This window comes from Citrobacter gillenii, from assembly GCF_013337685.1.
GTDB lineage: Bacteria > Pseudomonadota > Gammaproteobacteria > Enterobacterales > Enterobacteriaceae > Citrobacter > Citrobacter gillenii.
Window position 1 is genome coordinate 1 of record NZ_SUQN01000011.1, and the last position, 20872, is coordinate 20872.

Genomic DNA, 20872 nt, shown 5'->3' on the forward strand with positions numbered 1-20872 from the left:
GCTCGTCGGGCTCATAACCCGAAGGTCGTCGGTTCAAATCCGGCCCCCGCAACCAATACATTAAGCACCCTGACGGGTGTTTTTTTGTTTTTACGGCCCGTAAAAAAAGCGCTTTTCAGCGCTTTTTTGTTATCCCCTTCTTGCCAGCGTCGCCCCATCGGCAAAATACGCTTTGATCCCTGCCAGAATCGACTCCGCCACTTCCTGCTGGAACGTCGCTGTTTTGAGCTTACGCTCTTCTTCAACGTTACTGATAAATGCCGTTTCCACGAGGATAGACGGAATATCAGGGGCCTTCAGTACCGCAAACCCGGCCTGTTCAACCTGGTTCTTATGCAGATTATTCACCTTACCGAGTTTATTCAGTACCGCTTTACCAAACTTCAGGCTGTCGGCGATAGTCAGTGACTGCACCATATCAAACATAGTGTGGTCGACGTAGCGGTCACCACTCTTGCTGACGCCACCAATAAGATCCGAGGCGTTCTGGGTTTGCGCCAAAAATTTTGCGGCCGTACTGGTCGCGCCTTTGGTGGAGAGTGCGAACACCGACGAACCGCTGGGCTGTCGGCTGGTAAACGCATCGGCGTGAATAGAGACAAACAGATCGGCACGCTGTTTCTGAGCTTTAGCCACGCGCACCTTCAGCGGAATGAAGATATCTTCATTTCGCGTCATAAAGACCTTCATGTTGCCTTCTTTCTCAATCAGCGCGCGCAGACGGCGGGCAATTTGTAGCACCACGTCTTTTTCGCGCGTCTTGTATTTCCCCACGGCACCGGAGTCTTCTCCGCCGTGACCGGGATCGAGCATAATGACAATCGGACGATCGCGCCCCGCTTTACCCGGCTGTGGACCACTTTGCGCAGGCGGCACCTGCTTATCCAGATCGCCCTTGTTGTAATCTTCAAGCAACGCCAGCAGAGGATCCTGTACATCCTGGGCATTGGCCGGATAGAGATCCATCACCAGTCGTTCTTTAAAGCCCGCTACCGGTGCCAGCGCAAAAAGCTGTGGCTTCACGTTTTGCTTCAGCTCAAACACCATACGCACGGTCTGCGGGTCAAACTGTCCGACTCTTGCCGACTTGATGTACGGATCGTCCGGGCGGATCTGCGTCCCAATACCCTTAAGCACCGAGTTCAAATTGACGCCTTCAATATCTACCACCACACGCTCAGGATTACTCAGGGCAAACTGTTTGTATTTCAGCAGACGATTGGATTCTACCGTGACGCGGGTATAGCTGGACGCTGGCCATACGCGCACCGCAACGACCTGACTCACGGCAGCCAAACCGACCTGACTGACGCTCAAAAGCCACATAGCACCCGCACCTTTCAGTAAACGGCGGCGACTGATTGCTGAATTGGATCCCGACATGCTTCTCCCGAGCAAAAGAAATCTTTAGTAGAGGTAATACGTAAAACGTCCGATTTGACCGGAAACTTTAACGAATGACGCATAATCTGTCATCTACAAAAGGGTAAACATTCTTTTTATATTCACGGCATTACTGGGAAAAATCTTTAGCAGGAATAAAAATTACGCTTGCGCACAACGCAAAAACAGAATAAAAATACACAAATTACGAATAATCATGCAATAGAGGTGTGCCGTGGTGAAGGAGCGTAGAACCGAGCTGGTACAGGGATTCCGCCATTCTGTTCCCTATATCAATACCCATCGGGGAAAAACGTTTGTCATTATGCTGGGCGGCGAAGCCATCGAGCATGAAAATTTTTCCAGTATCGTCAATGATATTGGACTCCTTCATAGCCTCGGCATTCGCCTGGTTGTGGTGTATGGCGCACGACCACAGATTGATGCCAATCTTGCTGCGCATCATCATGAGCCGGTGTATCACAAGAATACGCGCGTGACCGACGCCAAAACGCTGGAGCTGGTCAAACAGGCGGCTGGTCTGCTCCAGCTTGATATTACTGCACGCCTGTCGATGAGCCTGAACAATACGCCCTTACAGGGTGCGCACATCAACGTGGTCAGCGGGAATTTTATTATCTCCCAGCCGTTGGGCGTGGATGACGGCGTCGATTACTGCCACAGCGGGCGCATTCGTCGTATTGATGAAGAGGCGATTCACCGCCAACTGGACAGCGGCGCCATTGTTCTGATGGGACCTGTCGCCGTTTCCGTGACCGGCGAGAGCTTTAACTTGACGTCTGAAGAGGTCGCCACTCAGTTAGCCATCAAACTGAAGGCAGAAAAGATGATCGGCTTTTGCTCCTCGCAAGGGGTCATTAACGATGATGGCGATATTGTGTCCGAACTGTTCCCCAACGAGGCCCAGGCGCGCGTTGAAGCCCAGGAAGCGATCGGTGACTACAGCTCCGGTACCGTGCGCTTCCTGCGGGGTGCAGTCAAAGCCTGTCGTAGCGGGGTACGCCGCTGCCACCTGATTAGCTATCAGGAAGACGGCACGCTATTGCAAGAACTGTTCTCACGTGACGGGATTGGGACGCAAATCGTGATGGAGAGTGCCGAGCAGATCCGTCGCGCAACCATTAATGATATCGGCGGGATCCTGGAGCTGATCCGTCCGCTGGAGCAGCAAGGTATTCTGGTTCGCCGCTCGCGCGAACAACTGGAAATGGAGATCGACAAGTTCACCATTATTCAGCGCGATAACCTGACCATCGCCTGTGCCGCGCTGTACCCTTTCCCGGAAGAACGAATTGGCGAAATGGCCTGCGTGGCGGTGCATCCGGACTATCGTAGTTCGTCGCGTGGCGAGGTTTTGCTGGAGCGGATCGCCGTGCAAGCCCGACAAATGGGGCTCAGCAAGCTGTTCGTGTTGACCACGCGCAGCATTCACTGGTTTCAGGAGCGCGGCTTTACCCCGGTGGATATCGACCTGCTACCGGAAAGTAAGAAAGAGATGTACAACTATCAGCGGCGGTCAAAAGTGCTGATGGCAGATTTGGGATAGAGGTCGTTGCCGGATGTGGCATAAATGCCTTATCCGGCCAACAAAACCTACTCTGTAATGCCGTCATTAAACAGCGCAGACAGCCCGCTGCGACGTTCCGTGCGAATAGCAACAGCCGCAGTTAATATCCGCTCATCGGCGTACAACGACAGGCGGCGTCGCGCGCGGGTAATGGCGGTATATACCAGTTCGCGGGTGACAACGGGCGAGTGCTGGCTAGGCAAAATCAACGCCGCATGATCAAATTCAGACCCTTGCGATTTGTGAACCGTCATCGCCCAGGTGGTTTCATGTTCCGGCAAACGGCTGGGCTGCACCGACTTGATGGACCCATCCGGCAAAGCGAACCATACCCGCAGCCCTTGCCCACGATCGAGCGCAATACCGATATCTCCGTTAAACAGCCCCAGCGAACTGTCATTACGCGCAATCATTACCGGTCGCCCCTCGTACCAGCGGGTATGCGCGGAACGCTGGATTTTACGTTTTTGTACCATCACCTGTTCAAGGCGTTCATTCAGTCCGCTTACGCCGAATGGCCCTTCTCGCAGGGCGCACAGCAGCTGATATTCATTAAATGCCTGAATGACAGCCCCCGGCTCTGCGCCTTCGCGCAACAACGTCAGGTAGCGGCCATATCCGGCTAACGCCTCTTCGAGCATAGCGACATAGTCTTCCCCGCTGCGCAGGGTACGTTTTTCAATATCGCTAAATCCCTGCTGGAATACCGTTTTCAGCGCGGCTTTATCACCGCGATTAATCGCCGACGCCAGCTGGCCGATACCGGAATCACTGCCGAAACGGTAGCTTTTTTGCAGCAGACAGAGGCTGTCCCGCAAAGAGGCGGCCTGGGTGCCCACGCCCGCCGGAATGGTGCTGCCGGTCAGCCGACTCAGCTGTTTTGCGCGTTCGGGGGTAAACCCGGCATTCACAAAGGCACAGATATCCCCCAGCACCGCGCCCGCCTCAACGGACGCCAGCTGGTCGCGATCGCCAAGAAAAATCACCCGCCCGTGCGGCGGTAGCGCATCAATCAGGCGTGACATCATGGGCAAATCAATCATCGAGGCTTCATCCACCACCAGCACATCAAGATGCAGGGGGTTGCCCGCATGATGGCGCAGGCGCTGGCTGCCGGGCTGCGCACCCAACAGCCGATGCAACGTACTGGCATCATCCGGAATGCGTTTCTTTTGCTCATCGGTCAGCGGCAGCTCACGCAGTGCCGCGCCCAGCGATGCGGTCAGACGCGCCGCCGCTTTTCCCGTCGGTGCCGCCAGGCGAATACGACAGCGCTCGCCGTCGGTCATCTGAATCAATGCCGCCAGCAGCCTCGCAACCGTGGTGGTTTTACCGGTGCCCGGTCCGCCGGAGATCACCGATATACGGCGAGTCAGCGCCACGGCCGCCGCCACTTTTTGCCAGTTAACGCCCTCTTCTGTTCGCGGAAAAAGCGTCTCCAGCGTCTGGGCCAGCCGCGACTCATCGACGTCGATGGCCTGGTTAACTTCACTGAAAAAACGGGCGACCGTACGTTCGTTATTCCACATCCGGTTCAGGTACAGGCGATCGCCGTACAGCACCAGCGGAGTAGGACGCTCGCCACGACTCACCGCCACGGAGGCTAGCAGGCATTCAGTCCAGTCTGCTGGCTCACCTGCTTCGCCTAGCCATGCGCTCAGCAGAGGATGGGCGTCTTCGCTTAAGGATAAACGGGAAAGCGGTAAACAGACGTGTCCCTCACCCGCTTCACGACTGAGTAGCGCCGCTGCCAGCGTGACCGCAGGGTTATCGTTACCGGCAACCGCCAGCGCAAACTGGGCATCCAGCGCCCGGAGCTGCTTTTGCTCTACCGCCTCCAGTAATCGCGTTTGGATTGTCATAACGCCTCCTCCAGTGTCGCACCGGCAAACATCTCGTCCATCAAAGCGACCAATTCTGCGTCAGGTCGGGTCGCGTAAATCCCCTGCCGCGGTTGTTCGCTGTCAACGCCGCGCAGGAAGAGGTAGATGACGCCGCCAAAATGACGTTCATAGTCGTAGTCTGCAATGCGATGACGTAAATAGCGATGCAGCGCCAGGGTATAAAGCTGATATTGCAGATCATAGCGATGCGCCTGCATAGCAGCGGCCATCGCCTGCTGGGTGTACGCCGTACTGTCTTCACCCAGCCAGTTAGACTTGTAGTCGAGCAGGTAATAACGCCCCTGATGACGGAACACCAGGTCGATAAACCCTTTCAGCATGCCGCGTACCTGCATAAAATCCAGCGGAGGACAGCCCGCCGAGAGCGGGTCATACTGGCGGATCAACGCATCCAGTTGGCTGGCAATCAGCGGCTGCGAAATCGGCAGATAAAACTCCATCTCCACCTGTTTTTCATGCGCTGAAAGTGCGCTCAGGCTCACGCCAGTTTCGTTGAGCGGCGCATGCAAAATGGCCTCCAGCCACGGGGTCAGAACCGGCGCCCAATGTGCGTCATACCCGCCAAGCGCGAGTTGTTCCTGCACCCAAAGCGGGTCCACCGGCTGGGTAAAATCAAGCGCTTCAAACAGGCTATGCAAAAATGTTCCCGGTGACGCCCCACGCGGGAACTGGTGCGGCGTGAGTCCGGATTCCACAATCGCTTCACCGACGCCCGCCGCATCAACGTCCAGCCGGGGGATCAGATCCTGCGCGATACCGTGCCCGCGCTGTTGCAGGCCGGAATAACTGGTAACGCGCCAGTTATCGCCTGGCAGGCGCGGCAGCGTCCGCGCGCTCAACGGCTCGCGGCTTTCTTCAGCAGAAAGCCAGCGTTCGGTGTCCGGTTCATCAGGGACCCGACAGGCAATATCGTCACTACAAAGCGCATCAATGGCGGCGCGCAGTCCGGCAGCGTCCATCGGCTCGCCTTTTTGCAACAGACGGCCCAGCGCGCTTTGATGCACATCGGTGTCACCTTTTTTATCTCCCCGGCGGCGTACCAGCGGCGCAACGCCAAGGCTGCAGTGCCATACCGAACGGGTCAGCGCGACGTAGAGCAAACGCAGGTCTTCCGCCAGACGTTCAACCTCAGCCAGCTCGATGCTCTCATCAGCCTGGCTGAGATCCAGCACCGCTTCAAACGAACGGCGATCGTGATAGAACGCCTGATCCTGCACGCGAAAATGAGTGATGAAAGGCAGCCAGACCAGCGGGTATTCCAGCCCTTTCGATTTGTGAATAGTGACGATTTTGACCAGGTGCTTATCGCTTTCCAGCCTGAGCTGCTGGCTGGATGCATTGCTGTCCGGCTCAAGAATATGCTGGGATAACCAGCGCACCAGCGCATGCTCGCTTTCCAACTGCGAACCGGCTTCCTGTAGCAGCTCGCTGATGTGTAAAATATCAGTCAGGCGACGCTCGCCTCCCGCCGTTGCCAGCAGGTTTTCCGCAATCTGACGCGCCGACATCAGCGCGCGAAGCATCGGCATCACGCCGCGCTTGTGCCAGAGCTGACGGTAGCCGTCAAACTCCTCGACTACCGCATCCCAGGCATGCTCATCATTATTGAGCGTTTCGATATCCTGCGCATTCAGCCCCATCATCGACGTTGCCAGTGCGCTACGCAGCGTATTTTCACGCTCCGGCGTCATCACCGCCTGCAATACCCACAGCAGTTCCTGCGCTTCGAGGGTATCAAAGACGCTGTCACGGTTGGAAAGATAGACCGACGGGATCGCCAGTTGCGTCAGCGCATCGCGGATGAGCGCTGCCTCCTGGCGACTGCGCACCAGCACGCTGATATCCGACGCGCGTACCGGTCGTGATGTTTTAGCGCTCGTCAGAAGCGCCTTGCCCGCGTGTCCGGCTTTCAGCCAGTCACGAATTTGCGTCGCACAAACCCGGGCCATGTAATTCTGATAGTCACCGACACCGCAACTTTCCCCGTTCATCAACCACATGTTGATCGCTGGCTGTGTTTCACCGTTCAGGACAAACCGCAACGACTGATTTTTTTCGGCGGATTTCACCGGACTAAAGGGGATCTCGCGGAACATAAAGGCGTCGGTCATCTGGCTAAACAGCGTATTCACACCATTAACCATGCCAGGCGCCGAGCGCCAGTTGGTGTCGAGCGTGTAGTGCGCGCTCACTTCGCTGCGCGCCTTCATATAGGTAAAAATATCCGCGCCGCGAAACGCGTAAATCGCCTGTTTCGGGTCGCCAATCAGCAGCAGGGCCGTATCCGGCTGATGCTGCCAGATACGGCGGAAAATGCGATATTGCTGCGGATCGGTGTCCTGGAATTCATCAATCATTGCCACCGGAAAACGGCTACGGATGGCTGTCGCCAGTGCGTCGCCGCTTTCACTGCGCAGCGCCGCATCGAGACGACTGAGCATATCGTCAAAACCCAGCTCACCGCGTCGACGTTTTTCTGCAGCCACCGTTTCGCGGATCTCCGCCAGTGCCCGTGTGATCACCAAATCGCGAATGGTCAGCGGCTCAGCGAGCAGTTCATCAATGGCAACAAAGAGCGGATGCTGTGGCGTGATGCCGCCCGCTTTGGTACGTTCTTCCAGAAAACGCTGGGAGAATTTTTCCAGGGCATCCGGCAACTGATAACTTTGCGTTTCTTCCTGCGCCCAGGCGCTTATCTTCTCAATCCACTTGCCCTGATTACCCCGGTTAAATTTACGTCTGTCGATCCCCGAGGCTTCCAGCAATCCGTCCAGCTCATCAACCGAATCGCACCATTGCTGCTTGATTTGGTTGATGCGTGCGAGGATTTTTTCGTGTCGGGATGCCAGCGTTTCATCTGCTGACGGCGGTGCTTTAATGACCGGCGCTTCCCCTTGCAAGTAGCGATCGATATCCCTCAACAGCGCCTGCGGCCCTTTCCACGTTTCAAAAACCACCTGCGCAATATCGCGAGACAGTGGGTAGCAATGCCGACGCCAAAAGTCCGCGCAGGCCTGATAACGCAGCAGTGATTCATCTTCAATCAGCTGTTGTTCAAACAACATGCCGGACTCAAAGGCATTGAGACTGAGCATGCGCTGACAAAAACCGTGGATGGTAAACACCGCCGCTTCATCCATCTGTCGTTCAGCCAGCAGCAGCCACTGCGCGGCCTGCTTTTTATCGGCAATTTCATCTAACAGACGGACGTACAGCGGGTTTTCGGTGGTTTCACGCAGGCAAGCAATGCGCAGTTCATGGATGTTGCTACGAATACGTCCACGCAGTTCTTCAGTAGCCGCCTCCGTAAAGGTGACCACTAATAGCTCTTCGACGGTCAGCGGACGGGGAAAGGCGGCAGAGCCGCCCAGTCCAAGCAGTAAACGTAAATACAGGGCGGCGATGGTAAAGGTTTTACCGGTGCCTGCGGAGGCTTCAATCAAACGCTCGCCCGTCAGGGGCAAGCGGAGAGGATCAAGGGACTCAGCGGCATCATTCATTCTTTTCACTCATCAGGGGTAAGGTTTGCTGCAACGCGCTGACGGTCTGCCACACTTTCCAGCCTTCCGGGTGCACATAGTCTGCTTTCCCGTTCTGACTGCCGGAAACCTGTGACAGTATCGCCATGCCTTGCGGCTCAACCACCGCCTGATGGAAGAAATCGGCAAGCTTTTGCGGCGTCAGCAGTTTAATCTGAGCCACGATTTTATCACGTGAATCGAAGCGCATATTACCCCGATCGAAATCTTTGCTTAACTGCGAAGCTTCTGCCCCTAACGTTTGCGGCGCCTGCAGCATTTGCGCAATGATAGCCTGCTGAATTTGCGCGAACTCATCGGCTTTCATCGCCCGCAGCTTCGCTTCCGCCGTGGGGAAAAATGCTTTGTAGCGGTCCCACAGATAAGACGGCTGCTTGTCACTGCTTTGCAGCAGGAAGCCCATCCCCCACTGACGGCCTACGCTCATCGGGAAGGCAAATACGGCATATCCCAACTGCTCTTCGGTACGCAGCTGATTGTAGAACCACGGCTGCACAATCTGTCCTAACATGGCGCTGTAGGCTGAGCTGGTGTATTCATCGTAGCCGGTGGGGACAAATACCGCCGCCAGCGCGGAGTCTGTACTGCTGCCCGCTTTTTCAAAGATAACGGACTGCTTTTTGTCCACCACCACATCTTTGTTACGACACCACTCCGAGCCGTTAGCACCCAGCTGTTTCTGGATGTCCCGCGCCATGGTCTTCGCCTGCGCCTCGCTCATATTACCAATCACGAGGAATTCAGGTCGCGCCCCGGCTTTTAACGTGTCACGGTAGGTCATCACCTCATTTAAGGTAATAGAAGGCAGCAACTTACGGCGCTCATCACGCGAGAAGTACGGCACCTGAGAAAGCATCTGTACCGGCATAATCGCCTGGTCGTAGGCTTTGCCTTTTTCCGCAGAGTCCATCATCTGCGCGTACCAGGATTTCGCCTGTTCCAGTTGTTCCTCCGTAGAGGTATAGCTGAAATAACCGCTCAGCAGCGCCTGAAAAAGCTGCGGTAAACGTTGCGTATAACCGTTAGCGTTGAGCATCAAACCGTTGTTGGCGTTGGTCGAGAAGCCAATACCGCCCACCGCAGCCTGATTACTCAACTGGTCAAGCGCAATGCCTGCCAGGTAATCGTTAAGCGCGAATAACACCTGGTTTTTGGCACTGTCCATCGCCTTCGGGTTACGCAGGATCACGCTGACGTCGGCTTTCGGCTCAGTGGCAAAATACTGGCTCGGCGCATAGACCACGCGTAAATCCGGCTCATCGGCAATCAGATCCGGACGCGCATATTTTTTATCCGCTTTAATCAGCGTGAAATCGTCAGGAATATAGGGGTTTAACTCCGGCAAAGACAGCGCAATGCCCTGCGCTTTTTGCTGCCAGTCAGCGAAGGTTTTATCGCTTATTTTATCGACCTGATAAGGCGCATCAACAAAGTATGCGGTTTTGTTGTGCGGCTCTTTTGGACTGATGTACCAAATACGCGCGTTCTGCGGCGTCATCATCGCCAGACGCTGCTGCACGGCTTTCGCATCGTACTGGTCGGCAATATTTACCGCATCCAGCGTATGTTCTACCGGAACGCGGATCATGGTATCTGCCAGCCATTCCACATAGTCCATATCACGGGTGATGGACGGATAGCGGAAGTCGAGATCCAGCACGTGCGCCAGTTCGTCGAAATAACGTTTATCGACGCCTTTATCGCGTAACAGGTTGAGATAGCTAAAGATGGCCGCGACCACTTCATCGCGATTCGCCAGGCCTTTGTCGGTTAAGGTCGCGGAAATGGCTAATACACCGCTGTTACCGTTGACCACCGGGTCAGAGTCCGCACGGATGCCTTCCACTAATCCCTGCTTTTGCAGCCAGTCAGACAAGGTACCTGGGCTGCGGTTGCCAATCAGGTACGTCACCAGCTCATCGGTTTTACTGCGAAACTGTGCGCTATTGTTATCAATACGAAACTCAATGCGCAGCACTTTACGCGGCATCGCCGGGACATAGTGGATTATGATGCCCTTTTGCGCGTCGGTAACTACCGGGACGGTGATTTCCGGCTTTTCGATATTTTTGTTCGGCACCCGTCCGAAGGTATCAGCGGCTATCCGCGCCAGTTCTGGCAGCGGTTTATTGCTGTAAATTACCGCTTTCATCACGTTTGCCGAGTAGTACTTTTCATGAAACGTCTGTAAAGCCTGCAGCACCGGATTACCCGGCTTGTCGCTCAGCGTTTGCAAGTTACCGCCGGAGAAGCGCGAGCCCGGGTGCGCCGGGTTGATGGTCTCGGCACTCACCTGCGCCATACGCATACCGTCACGGGTACGCGCCAGCGTCAGCTCAGAGTTAACGGCATTACGCTCGCGATCGGCATATTTTTTATCCAGCAACGGTTCGGCAATGGCATCCGCCAGACGATCCACCGCCCCGAGCAGCGCGTCGTTTTCAACTTCAAGATAGAAAGCCGTGCGATAAGGCGCCGTGCTGGCATTGTGGCTGCCGCCGTGCATTTTAAGGAATTCCGCTAAGCTATCCGGCTGCGGGTATTTTTTCGAGCCCATCAGGCACATGTGTTCGAGGTAATGCGCCAGCCCCTGATGATCGTCGGGATCTTCCAGAGACCCAACGGGCACCACCAGTGCGGAAAGGGATTTCACGGCCTGGGGATCGGATACCAGCAACACGACCATGCCGTTGTCCAGGCGCACGGCCTGATACTGGCGGGTATCTTTATCGCTTTTACGGATGGTTTCAGCTAAGGGCTGCCAACCGGTATCTGCCTGACTTACGGGCGCCCAAAGGGCGACGAACAACAGTATTGCGCAAAACCAGGTGCTGCGGGGCATTCACAAACCTCATCATTAACGTATTCACCTGTTCACAGCAAACCACGCAGAAAGGCGGGGTCTGAACAGGGCAAGACTTTGTGCTGAACGAGTCAGCATCTTATGTGTAAGAATCAGTCCGTGACAGAAAGCGCATCATAGAGGAAGCCATCGAATTGCGCAATTTTTATACAATCATCATGACTGATTAAAGCGAAATAACGGTAACAAAAAGCGCTGAGACTGCGCCACGATGGCCTCCAGCGTATCCGGCTCCAGCTGACGCCACAGGCGTTGATACCAGATATCGTCACCCTCACCGCGTACCATCATGTTGCCTTCATAGGCCTGCAAAAACTTACTACGCGCTTTTTGCCGCGTGTCGTCATCCTCTAACATGGCATCATTTGCGGCGTCATAACAGGTTTTTATCCATGCCCCACCGCTTTCCGGTAGCACCAGCAACGGCGATGACATGCCCTCGCGATACCCGTCAACAAGCTGCGCCAGGTAGCGCATTGCCTGCTCGGCATCCAGTGGAGGAAAACGCCACTCTGCATCTTTACGCAGGAACAGCCGGCTCTCACCCGTTCCACCACTGGCACAATAGACAAGATGTTCCAGCCAAAGTTGCACGCCCTGAGAAACGCTTAACAAAGATGGGCGCCAGCGCAACAAACCGTCCTGCTGAACCTGCGGTAGCCACCCGGTGATTTGCACGCCGTTGCAGTTGAGATCGATCTCCATACTCTGACCCGGCTGGCGACAAGCGATAATACGCTCGGCCAGCGACTGCATTTCCTGGCGCTGGGCATCCCATAGGATTTCGCCAAATGCCCCGAAAGGCAGCGAGCCTGCCGCACGGAAGTGACGGAACAAACGCTCCGGATCATGCTCTTCAACCAGCGTGTTAAGCAGCTGCTGATTAAGCTGATAGCGGGTTAATCCTTCAAGGATAAAGGGTTCTGTCTCCGGTATATCACTCTCTTCAGAGCGGAAGTTCACCTGTAGCCGCATCTGGAAAAAAGCCCGCACCGGGTGTGCCCAAAATCTCTGCAGCGTCTCTAGTGTCAGGATTTCAGGCATGACATATGGCAGTGGTTGCACAAAATCAGTGTGTGCTTTGCCTGTCAGGCTCGCCGCGGGCAGCCACTCCCGGGCATAACTTTGCTGCTCTCCCGGCAGATAGTTTTGTGCGTCAAAAGGCATGCGGGTATGCAAACGGGTTATGTGCGCTTTTACCCGGGCCTCGCTTTCATCACAGGTGAGCGCTTCATCACCCGGCAAATAGTGGCTTTGCCCAATATAGTCCAGCAACTCTTGTACCAGCACCGACGGAAAGCGTTCGCTGTTGTCCTGGATTGAACGACCAATGTAGCTGATGTAGAGCGTTTGCTGCGCCGAAATCAGGGCTTCCAGAAACAGATAGCGGTCATCATCGCGGCGGCTTCGATCACCACGCATCGGCTTTTGGCTCATCAGATCGAAACCCAGAGGCGCAAGCTGGCGCGGATAAACGCCGTCGTTCATGCCCAGCAGACACACTACCTTGAAAGGAATCGATCGCATCGGCATCAGGGTACAGATATTGACCGGACCTGCGAGGAAACGCTGGCTAATGCGTTCCTGATCGAGCCGTTGTGCCAGCTCATCGCGTAACAGCGAAAGCGGCACGGCCTCGCCGTATTTAGCCCCCAGACCTTCAGCGATAATGGCCTGCCACTGATCTTTAATCAGCGTCATTGCTGCTTCGGTATCCACATCCGGCAGGAAGAAATCATTAAGCATGTCGTTGCAAACAGGCAACCACTCTTCCAGCGGACGTTCCTGCGCCAGACCCCGACGCCAGAGATTCAGTTTCATCAACAGCGAAGCCAGATGCCCCACCAGTTCGGCGATCAAACCGCTGGACTCATCATACGGCAGTACGGATTGCCACTCCCCCTGCGCACTTTCCATCGCATAGCCCAACAGCATTCGCGTCAAACCAAATTGCCAGGTGTGTTGGCCTGTCGGCGGCAGTGCCAGTTCACGCACGTTGTCATCGTCAATGCCCCAGCGAATGCCTGACTCATTCACCCATAAGCGGAGATAGCGCAGCCCTTCTTCGTTGATGTTGAAGCGCGCCGCCAGCACGGGAACATCCAGTAATGCCAGCACATCCTCGGAGACAAAGCGGCTGTCCGGCAGCGACAGCAGGCTAATAAACGCCTGTAAAACCGGATGGGACTGGCGCGCACGACGGTCAGAAATGGCATACGGTAAATAGCGATCGGCCGGCGCGCTGCCAAAAACAGCCTGAATAAAGGGGCTGTAGCTGTCGATATCCGCCACCATGACGATGATATCGCGCGGCGTCAGCGTTGGGTCCGCCGCCAGCATCGCCAGCAGGCGGTCATGAAGAATTTCCACCTCACGCTGTGGACTGTGGCAGACGTGAAACGTTACGCTGGTGTCATTCGGCTCAAGTAAGCGCTTATTATCGCTGCGCGAATACTCCTCCAGATTAACGCCCGCCACGGCCCGGCTTTCCAGTTCAAGGATATCCGACTGAATGTTATGCAAAAGATTGTCAGGCGTGATATCCACAAACGCATCCAGCTCCTGGCTGTTTTCCAGTTCGGAAAGCAGGTAAATATAGTCCCGCCCCAGTTTGCCCCACGAGGCCAGAAGCGGGTTACTGACATCCTGTTCGCCGTCGCTGTTAAACAACTCTTCAGCATTCTGGCTATCACGAAACAGCGGCAGATGACGTTCTTCAAAGCTATGCCGACGCTGACGTGCCAGCAGCTTTGCCAGATACGCGGGGTCTTTAATATCACCCCAGTAGTAACGACATGGATTAGTAAACAGCAGATGAATTTCAATATGCTTCCCCAGCGCCTGCAGGGCCTGAAGATACACGGGCGGCAGTGCGGAAATGCCGCAAATAAAGACGCGAGCGGGCAGCCCCTGCGGACAGCTTGAGGCATTTTCCAGGGTCTGAATAAATCGCTGATATAAATTGGCGCGATGCCAGCGCTCTTGCCCCAACTCTGCGGTGTATTCCACCAACGCTTTCCACAACGGTGCCTGCCAGGCCTGAGACTCCCCCAATCCTTCAACCTGTTTCCCCGACTCCCACTGCGTCAACCAGTCAGGGCGGTAGACTAAGTACTGGTCAAACAGGTCAGCGGCACGTGAGGAGAGCTGAAACAGCTTACGCTTGTCGGTATCGTCTGTCAGATACTGGCGCAGCAACGTGAACGCCTCGTCATCCAACAACTGCGGCAGCAGCGTCATCAGCTTCCAGCTCATACTCTGCTTGCTGAACGCACTTTCTTTTGGGATATCCGGCAGTACCCGCACAAACATATCCCAGATAAAACTCGCAGGTAGCGGGAAGTCAATATTGGCGGCAATGCCGAACTTCTGTGCCAGAGTCATTTGTAGCCATTGCGCCATGCCGGTACTTTGAACCAGGATCATTTCAGGTTCAAAGGGATCGATGAGCCGGTCGCGCTCAACGATATATTCCATTAACGCTTCCAGCACATCCAGACGATTGGAGTGGTAGACCCTTAACATAGCGGCTCCTGACTACTGACTGTTTGGGCAGTGCAGACGCGTCATTTGACCTTGCCTGCCCAAGGGTGAAGAAAGTTTGACGTTGATGCTGACACATCCCGCCCGCGTTGTCTGCATTCGGTTTACCTGCCAGTTTAACGGCGACGGAAATGCCGTCATTTGGGTTTGCATCCACGCATGACGCCACAGCTGCTGGTACTGACTTCTGATGAGGAAACTGTTCATTAATACCCTTTGATACCCCGACAATGCGGTCACAATCATGACCATAAGTACCATTGCCAGCATCACTTCTGGCAGGCTAAAACCGCGTTGCCGGTTCAGGGTAGCAGGCACAGAGCAGCCTCTCTTAGCGGGCAGAAATCGCTCCAGCCATGTGCGGAAAATACAATATTGCCATCGATAACCTCGCCCTGCCGCCATAGTGACATCCCTTCATAGTCGGTAATAAGCAACACGTTATTCTCGCCATGTAATCGCAGGCATACGGCTGCATTCGCGGTTGAATCTCGCCGGCATTGCACGGCCGGTTGCCGTTGCCAGGACTGCATACGTCCCCATTCCATGGCGGATTGCACCACAGCCTGGTGCTGCAAAGCCTGGCTTTCCGTGGCAACGCGCGAAGCAAAACTGGCTTCCTGTTGGCTAAGCCCCTGGAGCAGCAGACCGCCGAGCAGCAGAAGCAAAAGCACCATCGCCAGGGACGATACGCCGCGTTCCCGGTTCACAGGTTAAACCCCGTCACGCTATAGCGCGCTTCAATAACCTTTTGTGGCGCACTTTTGCTGGCTCCGCGCAGACGCAAGGTCAGGATGGGCGCAAATCCGCTGATGTTCTGGCGTTCAACCTGAAATGTCTCAATCAGAACAGTGTCAGGATCGGTCATTTTATCCCAGCCCTTTCCATCGCAGGATGTCGCACCACGCAAGGTTTCCAGCACCTGGTCTTGTAAACGAAAACCTATCTGGTCCGCGTCTTTAGCTGGGGTTGTCTCCCAAATGCCGTTACCGTTAGCGTCCCAACGCGCAATTACGCAATCACCGTGTCCTGATATCACCAGCCCTTCACCGCTACAGTTTCCGTGACAGTACCCTGCCCGCTGGAGATGTTTAGCCACCGTATAGGCTCGCTGCCAGAGCTCATCTTCAAGGGCTAACTGGCGCGTGTTGAGCAATATATCGTGCTGAAGCGACGGTAAAAAGCGCGCAGCCCCCAGTAGCAAAACGCTGCTGATAGCCATCGCGATCAGCACCTCCAGCAATGAAAAACCGCGTTCGTTTACCGACATACATCTGCCTCATCACGCTCACAAAGCCGAATTCGCCCCCAGGTCGATATCACCACCCACCGTTCACCCGCTGCATTTTTTAGGCCTATATGTCCAGCCCATGCGGTGTTGCGCAGGCCAAAAAAGGCCAGCGATGGCGTGATGTCTGCCATCTCAACATCATCCCAGCGCGGGATTAACACCAACGCAGAAGCGGGCTTACAGGTATTTTGAGCCGCAGCAGAGCTGACCAGACACCATGACGTTCCCTCTCTGATAACGCCGATGACATGGTCACGGTTATGCCAGTTGGCATCCTCGCGCAGTTGCAGCAGGTAGTCCTGCACCTGAACGACGGTTTGCCACAATCGTTGCTGTTGCTGCCAGCGTTGCCAGCCATATAGCCCTGACGCGCTTAGCGTCACGATGATGAGCATTGCCACCAGCGTTTCAATTAGCGTATAGCCCTGTTGTTTTTTCATGCCGCCAGTATGGCGATAAGGAAAATAATCACGAGTGGGGAATTCGGGTTGTTCGGCGAGCTTCGGGGAATATTTGCTTCGTTTCAGCGCATTGCAAAATTTCAGGAATCAGCGTCGAAAAACTGAAATCAGGGCAAAAAAAACCGACGCGCGAGGGCGTCGGTCGTGGCAGGGTAGCGGTCGATTAGATAGCAACCGGCGCTTTAATACCAGGGTGCGGATCGTAACCTTCAATCTCGAAATCATCGAAACGATAGTCGAAGATAGAGTCAGGCTTACGCTTGATGACCAGCTTCGGCAAGGCACGCGGTTCGCGGCTGAGCTGCAGGTGCGTTTGCTCCATGTGGTTGCTGTACAGGTGCGTATCGCCGCCGGTCCAGACAAAATCACCGACTTCCAGATTGCACTGCTGCGCCATCATATGGACCAGCAAAGCATAGCTGGCAATGTTAAACGGCAGGCCGAGGAACACATCGCACGAACGCTGATACAGCTGACAGGAGAGCTTGCCGTCTGCCACATAGAACTGGAAGAACGCATGGCACGGCGCCAGCGCCATCTTATCCAGTTCGCCTACGTTCCACGCAGAAACGATAATACGGCGAGAGTCCGGATCATTCTTCAGCTGGTTAACCACCGTAGTGATCTGATCAATATGGCGGCCATCTGGCGTTGGCCACGCGCGCCACTGTTTACCATAGACCGGGCCCAGATTGCCGTTTTCATCTGCCCACTCATCCCAGATAGAAACGTTGTTTTCGTGCAGGTAGGCCACGTTAGTGTCGCCCTGCAAAAACCACAGCAGTTCATGAATGATAGAGCGCAAATGGCAGCGTTTAGTGGTAACCAGCGGGAATCCTTCCTGCAGATTAAAACGCATCTGATGACCAAAAATGGAAAGCGTTCCGGTTCCGGTACGGTCGTTTTTCTGTGTGCCTTCATCCAGCACTTTTTGCATCAGTTCTAAATACTGTTTCATGATTCCTCAGGAAGCGTGTTGCTGTGGGCTACGGCGGTACGCCCAAACCATCATAATGATACCGGCGACAATCATCGGGATAGACAGGATCTGCCCCATGCTGATGTACTGTACCCATTCGCCGGTAAACTGCTGATCCGGCTGGCGGAAAAATTCAACGATGATACGAAACGCGCCGTAGCCAATCAGGAACAGACCGGAGACCGAGCCCATCGGACGCGGTTTACGAATGAACAGGTTAAGAATGATAAACAGCACCACGCCTTCCAGCGCCATCTCATAAAGCTGAGACGCGTGACGAGGCAGCGAACCGTAGGTATCGAAAATAGATTGCCACTGCGGGTTGGTTTGCAGCAGTAAGATGTCTTCGGTACGCGAGCCCGGGAACAACATGCTATATGAGAAGTTAGGGTCAACGCGTCCCCACAGTTCGCCGTTGATAAAGTTGCCCAGTCGTCCCGCACCCAGACCAAACGGAATCAAAGGAGCAATGAAGTCAGAGACCTGGAAGAACGAACGCTTGGTGCGTTTGGCGAAGATAATCATCACCAGGATCACACCGATGAGACCACCGTGGAATGACATTCCGCCATCCCAGACGCGGAACAGATACAGCGGATTATCAAGGAACAGCGGGAAGTTGTAGAACAGTACGTAACCGATACGCCCACCGAGGAACACCCCGAGGAAGCCTGCATAGAGTAAGTTTTCAACTTCGTTTTTGGTCCAGCCACTTCCTGGGCGATTAGCGCGGCGCGTCGCCAGCCACATCGCGAAAATAAACCCCACCAAATACATCATGCCGTACCAGTGAAGTGCGACGGGTCCAATTGAGAAAATGACCGGATCGAATTCCGGAAAATGCAGATAGCTACTGGTCATCTGTCACCACAAGTTCTTGTTATTTCGCTGAAGTCAGACAGCAATTGATAAGCGCGCCTGTATGATACAGGCGCTCCGAAGGTGCGAATGATAGCACAAGGGGATCACCACGCATGCCGGGAAGATGTAAAAGATCTGTATAGTTAAGCCAGACACCAACAGGGATGCCAGATGAAACAGTGATGATCAGGCCGACAATTCAGACTTACAGCCCCCCGCGAATCAAACCGCCCATACCGCGGCGTTCCATAAATGCCGCCACCTGATGGCGCACTTCCGTCGCCAGTTGCGCTTCCAGGCTGCGCTGTGCCAGCGTTTTCGCTTCATCAAAATCGATGTGGCGCAGCAGATATTTCACTCGTGCCACAGAACGACCGTTCATTGATAAGTGGCGAAAACCCAGACCGATTAAAATGGTCACACACATTGGGTCACCCGCCATTTCGCCGCACAGGCGTAAATCGATGCCGCTTCTCTCGGCTTCCTGGGCAATCATCGCCAACGCACGTAACATCCCAGGATGTAGACTGTCATAAATGCTGGCGACCCGCGTATTGTTACGATCGACTGCCAGAATATATTGGGTCAGATCGTTGGTACCCACCGAGATAAAATCGACCCTGTTCGCCAGATGCGGCAGCATAAAGACCATCGACGGGACTTCCAGCATGATGCCGATACGCGGTTTCGGGATCGCGTAGCCGATCATCTCTTCCACTTCGCGCCCGGCGCGCTCAATCAAGCGCCGCGCTTCGTCAACTTCATCAATACTGGTGACCATCGGCAGCAAAATACTCAGGTTGCCGGTTGCCGCGTTGGCACGCAGCATTGCGCGGACCTGGATCAAAAAGATCTCCGGCTGATCGAGCGTAATGCGGATCCCGCGCCAGCCAAGGCACGGATTCTCTTCACTGATGGGCATGTAAGGCAGTTGCTTATCAGCCCCGACGTCCAGCGTACGCAGAGTCACCGGCTTGTCGTTAAACATTTGCAGCATGCCCTGATACTGGGCAACCTGTTCTTCTTCTGACGGAAACCCGCTTTGTAGCATGAACGGAATTTCGGTGCGATACAGCCCGATGCCGTCGATCCGGCTTCCCAGTTTTTGCTCGTGTTCCGGACTCAGCCCGGCGTTGAGCATCACCTTAACGCGCTCGCCGCTTTTCAACTGGGCTGGCTGGTTAACGTCATCTTCTGCCAGGCGACTGAGTTCAATCTCTTCACTGATAAGTCGCTGATATTCCTGAATCAAAACCGGTTCAGGATCAACCAGCAGCTCGCCGCGATAACCGTCCACCACCAGCGTACGGCGGTGGAGTACCGACGGCTGGATGTCGGCCCCCATCACAGTCGGAATACCCAGCGCGCGCACCATAATTGCCGCATGGGAGTTGGCAGCGCCGTCTCTGACCACCACACCAACTAGTCGGTCCTGCGGAAGCTCTGCCAGCGTGGTCGCGGAAAGCTCATCTGCCACCAACACGAAACGTTCCGGCCAGGCATTTGGCCCCTGAATCGAATCGTCAAGATGGAACAGCAGACGCTGGCCGAGCGCACGTAAATCCCCGGCCCGCTCTTTGAGATAGTTATCACTGAGGGCGGCAAACTGTTCAGCGAACTTCTCGATAATCGTTTTAACCGCCCACTCTGCCACCGAACCGTTGTCCACTTCTGCAAACAGCTCGCGGCGCAGACGGGTGTCGGAAAGCAGGTGCGAGTAAAGATCGAAGATCGCCGCCGTCTCTTTTTGTGCTCCCGCCGTAAAGCGCTTACTGTAGCGGCGGAATTCATTGGCGGCTTCTTCCAGCGCCTCAGTCAGTCGTTCGCGTTCTAGTACCGGATCCAGCGTTGACGCCTGATACACCTGCTCCATCAGCGGCAGCGTGGCATCCTGCCAGCCTTCGGCAATCGCCACGCCGGGTGCGGCAGGCAACGCACGAATGCGCGTTTGCCGGTATTGACCAAACAACGCGGTGAGCTGCGACTGAGAAAGAATGGCGGCCATTTGCGTGGCGAGTGTCACCAGGAATGACTCTTCGCTTTCATCGTACTGGCGCAGTTCACGCTGCTGGACCACCAGCACACCCAATAGCTGGCGGCGCTGAATGATCGGCACGCCTAAGAAGGCGCGGAATCGCTCTTCTTTTACTGAAGGGATGTATTTGAAGCTGGGGTGTTTTTGCGCATCGGCGAGGTTAATTGGTTCCGCCAGCCTGCCAACCAGGCCAACGATACCTTCATCAAACGCAAGCGCAACGGTGCGACCGCGTGGTTTTTTGAGTCCCCGGGTCGCCATCAGGTAATAACAACGTCGGTCGTGATCGGCCAGATAAACCGAACAGACCTCTGTATCCATCGCAAGACAGATGTCGGTAACCAGAATATTCAGCGCCTCATTAAGACGCGGAGCACTGGCCACCTTTTCGACTATTTCGCGCAGGCGGGTGAGCATAATTTGCG

General features: G+C 55.0%; 13 protein-coding genes. 1 reads left to right on the top strand and 12 read right to left on the bottom strand.

All coding sequences use genetic code 11. The features are described from left to right. Nucleotides 1-129 precede the first annotated feature (129 nt). Nucleotides 130-1383 carry an N-acetylmuramoyl-L-alanine amidase AmiC gene (amiC, locus tag FCH32_RS21335; RefSeq protein ID WP_096755860.1) on the bottom strand — a complete coding sequence of 418 codons (1254 nt, stop codon included), beginning with the start codon at nucleotides 1381-1383 and terminating at the stop codon, nucleotides 130-132. 235 nt (nucleotides 1384-1618) lie between these two features. Here amiC and argA point away from each other — a divergent pair, with 235 nt between their 5' ends. Beyond that, nucleotides 1619-2950, top strand: a complete 1332-nt coding sequence (gene argA, locus FCH32_RS21340) for an amino-acid N-acetyltransferase (RefSeq protein ID WP_096755859.1) — start codon at nucleotides 1619-1621, stop codon at nucleotides 2948-2950. Nucleotides 2951-2997: 47 nt separating this feature from the next. Here the strand turns inward: argA and recD are convergent, their stop codons facing one another. From recD to ptsP, 11 genes are all read right to left on the bottom strand, one after another. Then, nucleotides 2998-4833 carry an exodeoxyribonuclease V subunit alpha gene (gene recD, locus FCH32_RS21345; protein WP_117343827.1) on the bottom strand — a complete coding sequence of 612 codons (1836 nt, stop codon included), beginning with the start codon at nucleotides 4831-4833 and terminating at the stop codon, nucleotides 2998-3000. Next, on the bottom strand, nucleotides 4830-8375 hold the full coding sequence (recB, locus tag FCH32_RS21350) for an exodeoxyribonuclease V subunit beta (protein WP_174361481.1): 3546 nt from the start codon (nucleotides 8373-8375) through the stop codon (nucleotides 4830-4832). The genes recD and recB overlap by 4 nt, the downstream gene beginning before the upstream one ends. Beyond that, complete coding sequence (ptrA, locus tag FCH32_RS21355; protein ID WP_174361482.1) at nucleotides 8368-11256, bottom strand: pitrilysin; 2889 nt, start codon at nucleotides 11254-11256, stop codon at nucleotides 8368-8370. Before ptrA ends, recB begins: the two co-directional genes overlap by 8 nt. A 177-nt stretch (nucleotides 11257-11433) precedes the next feature. Further along, the gene (gene recC, locus FCH32_RS21360) at nucleotides 11434-14802 is read right to left on the bottom strand and encodes an exodeoxyribonuclease V subunit gamma (protein ID WP_174361483.1); all 3369 of its coding nucleotides are present in this window, start codon (nucleotides 14800-14802) and stop codon (nucleotides 11434-11436) included. Nucleotides 14803-14814: 12 nt separating this feature from the next. After that, nucleotides 14815-15138: a prepilin-type N-terminal cleavage/methylation domain-containing protein gene (locus tag FCH32_RS21365; RefSeq protein ID WP_096755854.1), complete on the bottom strand. Its 324-nt coding sequence runs from the start codon at nucleotides 15136-15138 to the stop codon at nucleotides 14815-14817. Continuing rightward, a complete protein-coding gene (locus tag FCH32_RS21370) occupies nucleotides 15123-15530 on the bottom strand; it encodes a DUF2509 family protein (RefSeq protein WP_146717863.1) in 408 nt (135 codons plus the stop codon). The genes FCH32_RS21365 and FCH32_RS21370 overlap by 16 nt, the downstream gene beginning before the upstream one ends. Continuing rightward, nucleotides 15527-16090 carry a prepilin peptidase-dependent protein gene (locus FCH32_RS21375; RefSeq protein WP_137399910.1) on the bottom strand — a complete coding sequence of 188 codons (564 nt, stop codon included), beginning with the start codon at nucleotides 16088-16090 and terminating at the stop codon, nucleotides 15527-15529. The genes FCH32_RS21370 and FCH32_RS21375 overlap by 4 nt, the downstream gene beginning before the upstream one ends. Beyond that, the gene (locus tag FCH32_RS21380; RefSeq protein WP_174361484.1) at nucleotides 16081-16551 is read right to left on the bottom strand and encodes a prepilin peptidase-dependent protein; all 471 of its coding nucleotides are present in this window, start codon (nucleotides 16549-16551) and stop codon (nucleotides 16081-16083) included. The genes FCH32_RS21375 and FCH32_RS21380 overlap by 10 nt, the downstream gene beginning before the upstream one ends. A gap of 184 nt (nucleotides 16552-16735) precedes the next feature. Further along, complete coding sequence (thyA, locus tag FCH32_RS21385) at nucleotides 16736-17530, bottom strand: thymidylate synthase (protein WP_174361485.1); 795 nt, start codon at nucleotides 17528-17530, stop codon at nucleotides 16736-16738. A gap of 6 nt (nucleotides 17531-17536) precedes the next feature. Then, nucleotides 17537-18412, bottom strand: a complete 876-nt coding sequence (gene lgt / locus FCH32_RS21390) for a prolipoprotein diacylglyceryl transferase (protein ID WP_115257571.1) — start codon at nucleotides 18410-18412, stop codon at nucleotides 17537-17539. Between the two features lie 205 nt (nucleotides 18413-18617). Continuing rightward, nucleotides 18618-20864, bottom strand: a complete 2247-nt coding sequence (gene ptsP / locus FCH32_RS21395; RefSeq protein WP_137363186.1) for a phosphoenolpyruvate--protein phosphotransferase — start codon at nucleotides 20862-20864, stop codon at nucleotides 18618-18620. Nucleotides 20865-20872: the final 8 nt, after the last annotated feature.

What these genes read in the sequence shown, in the direction of transcription:
- amiC (WP_096755860.1), bottom strand. Translation starts at nt 1,383, where the DNA reads ATGTCGGGATCCAATTCAGCAATCAGTCGCCGCCGTTTACTGAAAGGT.
- recD (WP_117343827.1), bottom strand. Translation starts at nt 4,833, where the DNA reads ATGACAATCCAAACGCGATTACTGGAGGCGGTAGAGCAAAAGCAGCTC.
- recB (WP_174361481.1), bottom strand. Translation starts at nt 8,375, where the DNA reads ATGAATGATGCCGCTGAGTCCCTTGATCCTCTCCGCTTGCCCCTGACG.
- ptrA (WP_174361482.1), bottom strand. Translation starts at nt 11,256, where the DNA reads ATGCCCCGCAGCACCTGGTTTTGCGCAATACTGTTGTTCGTCGCCCTT.
- recC (WP_174361483.1), bottom strand. Translation starts at nt 14,802, where the DNA reads ATGTTAAGGGTCTACCACTCCAATCGTCTGGATGTGCTGGAAGCGTTA.
- FCH32_RS21375 (WP_137399910.1), bottom strand. Translation starts at nt 16,090, where the DNA reads ATGTCGGTAAACGAACGCGGTTTTTCATTGCTGGAGGTGCTGATCGCG.
- FCH32_RS21380 (WP_174361484.1), bottom strand. Translation starts at nt 16,551, where the DNA reads ATGAAAAAACAACAGGGCTATACGCTAATTGAAACGCTGGTGGCAATG.
- thyA (WP_174361485.1), bottom strand. Translation starts at nt 17,530, where the DNA reads ATGAAACAGTATTTAGAACTGATGCAAAAAGTGCTGGATGAAGGCACA.
- lgt (WP_115257571.1), bottom strand. Translation starts at nt 18,412, where the DNA reads ATGACCAGTAGCTATCTGCATTTTCCGGAATTCGATCCGGTCATTTTC.
- ptsP (WP_137363186.1), bottom strand. Translation starts at nt 20,864, where the DNA reads ATGCTCACCCGCCTGCGCGAAATAGTCGAAAAGGTGGCCAGTGCTCCG.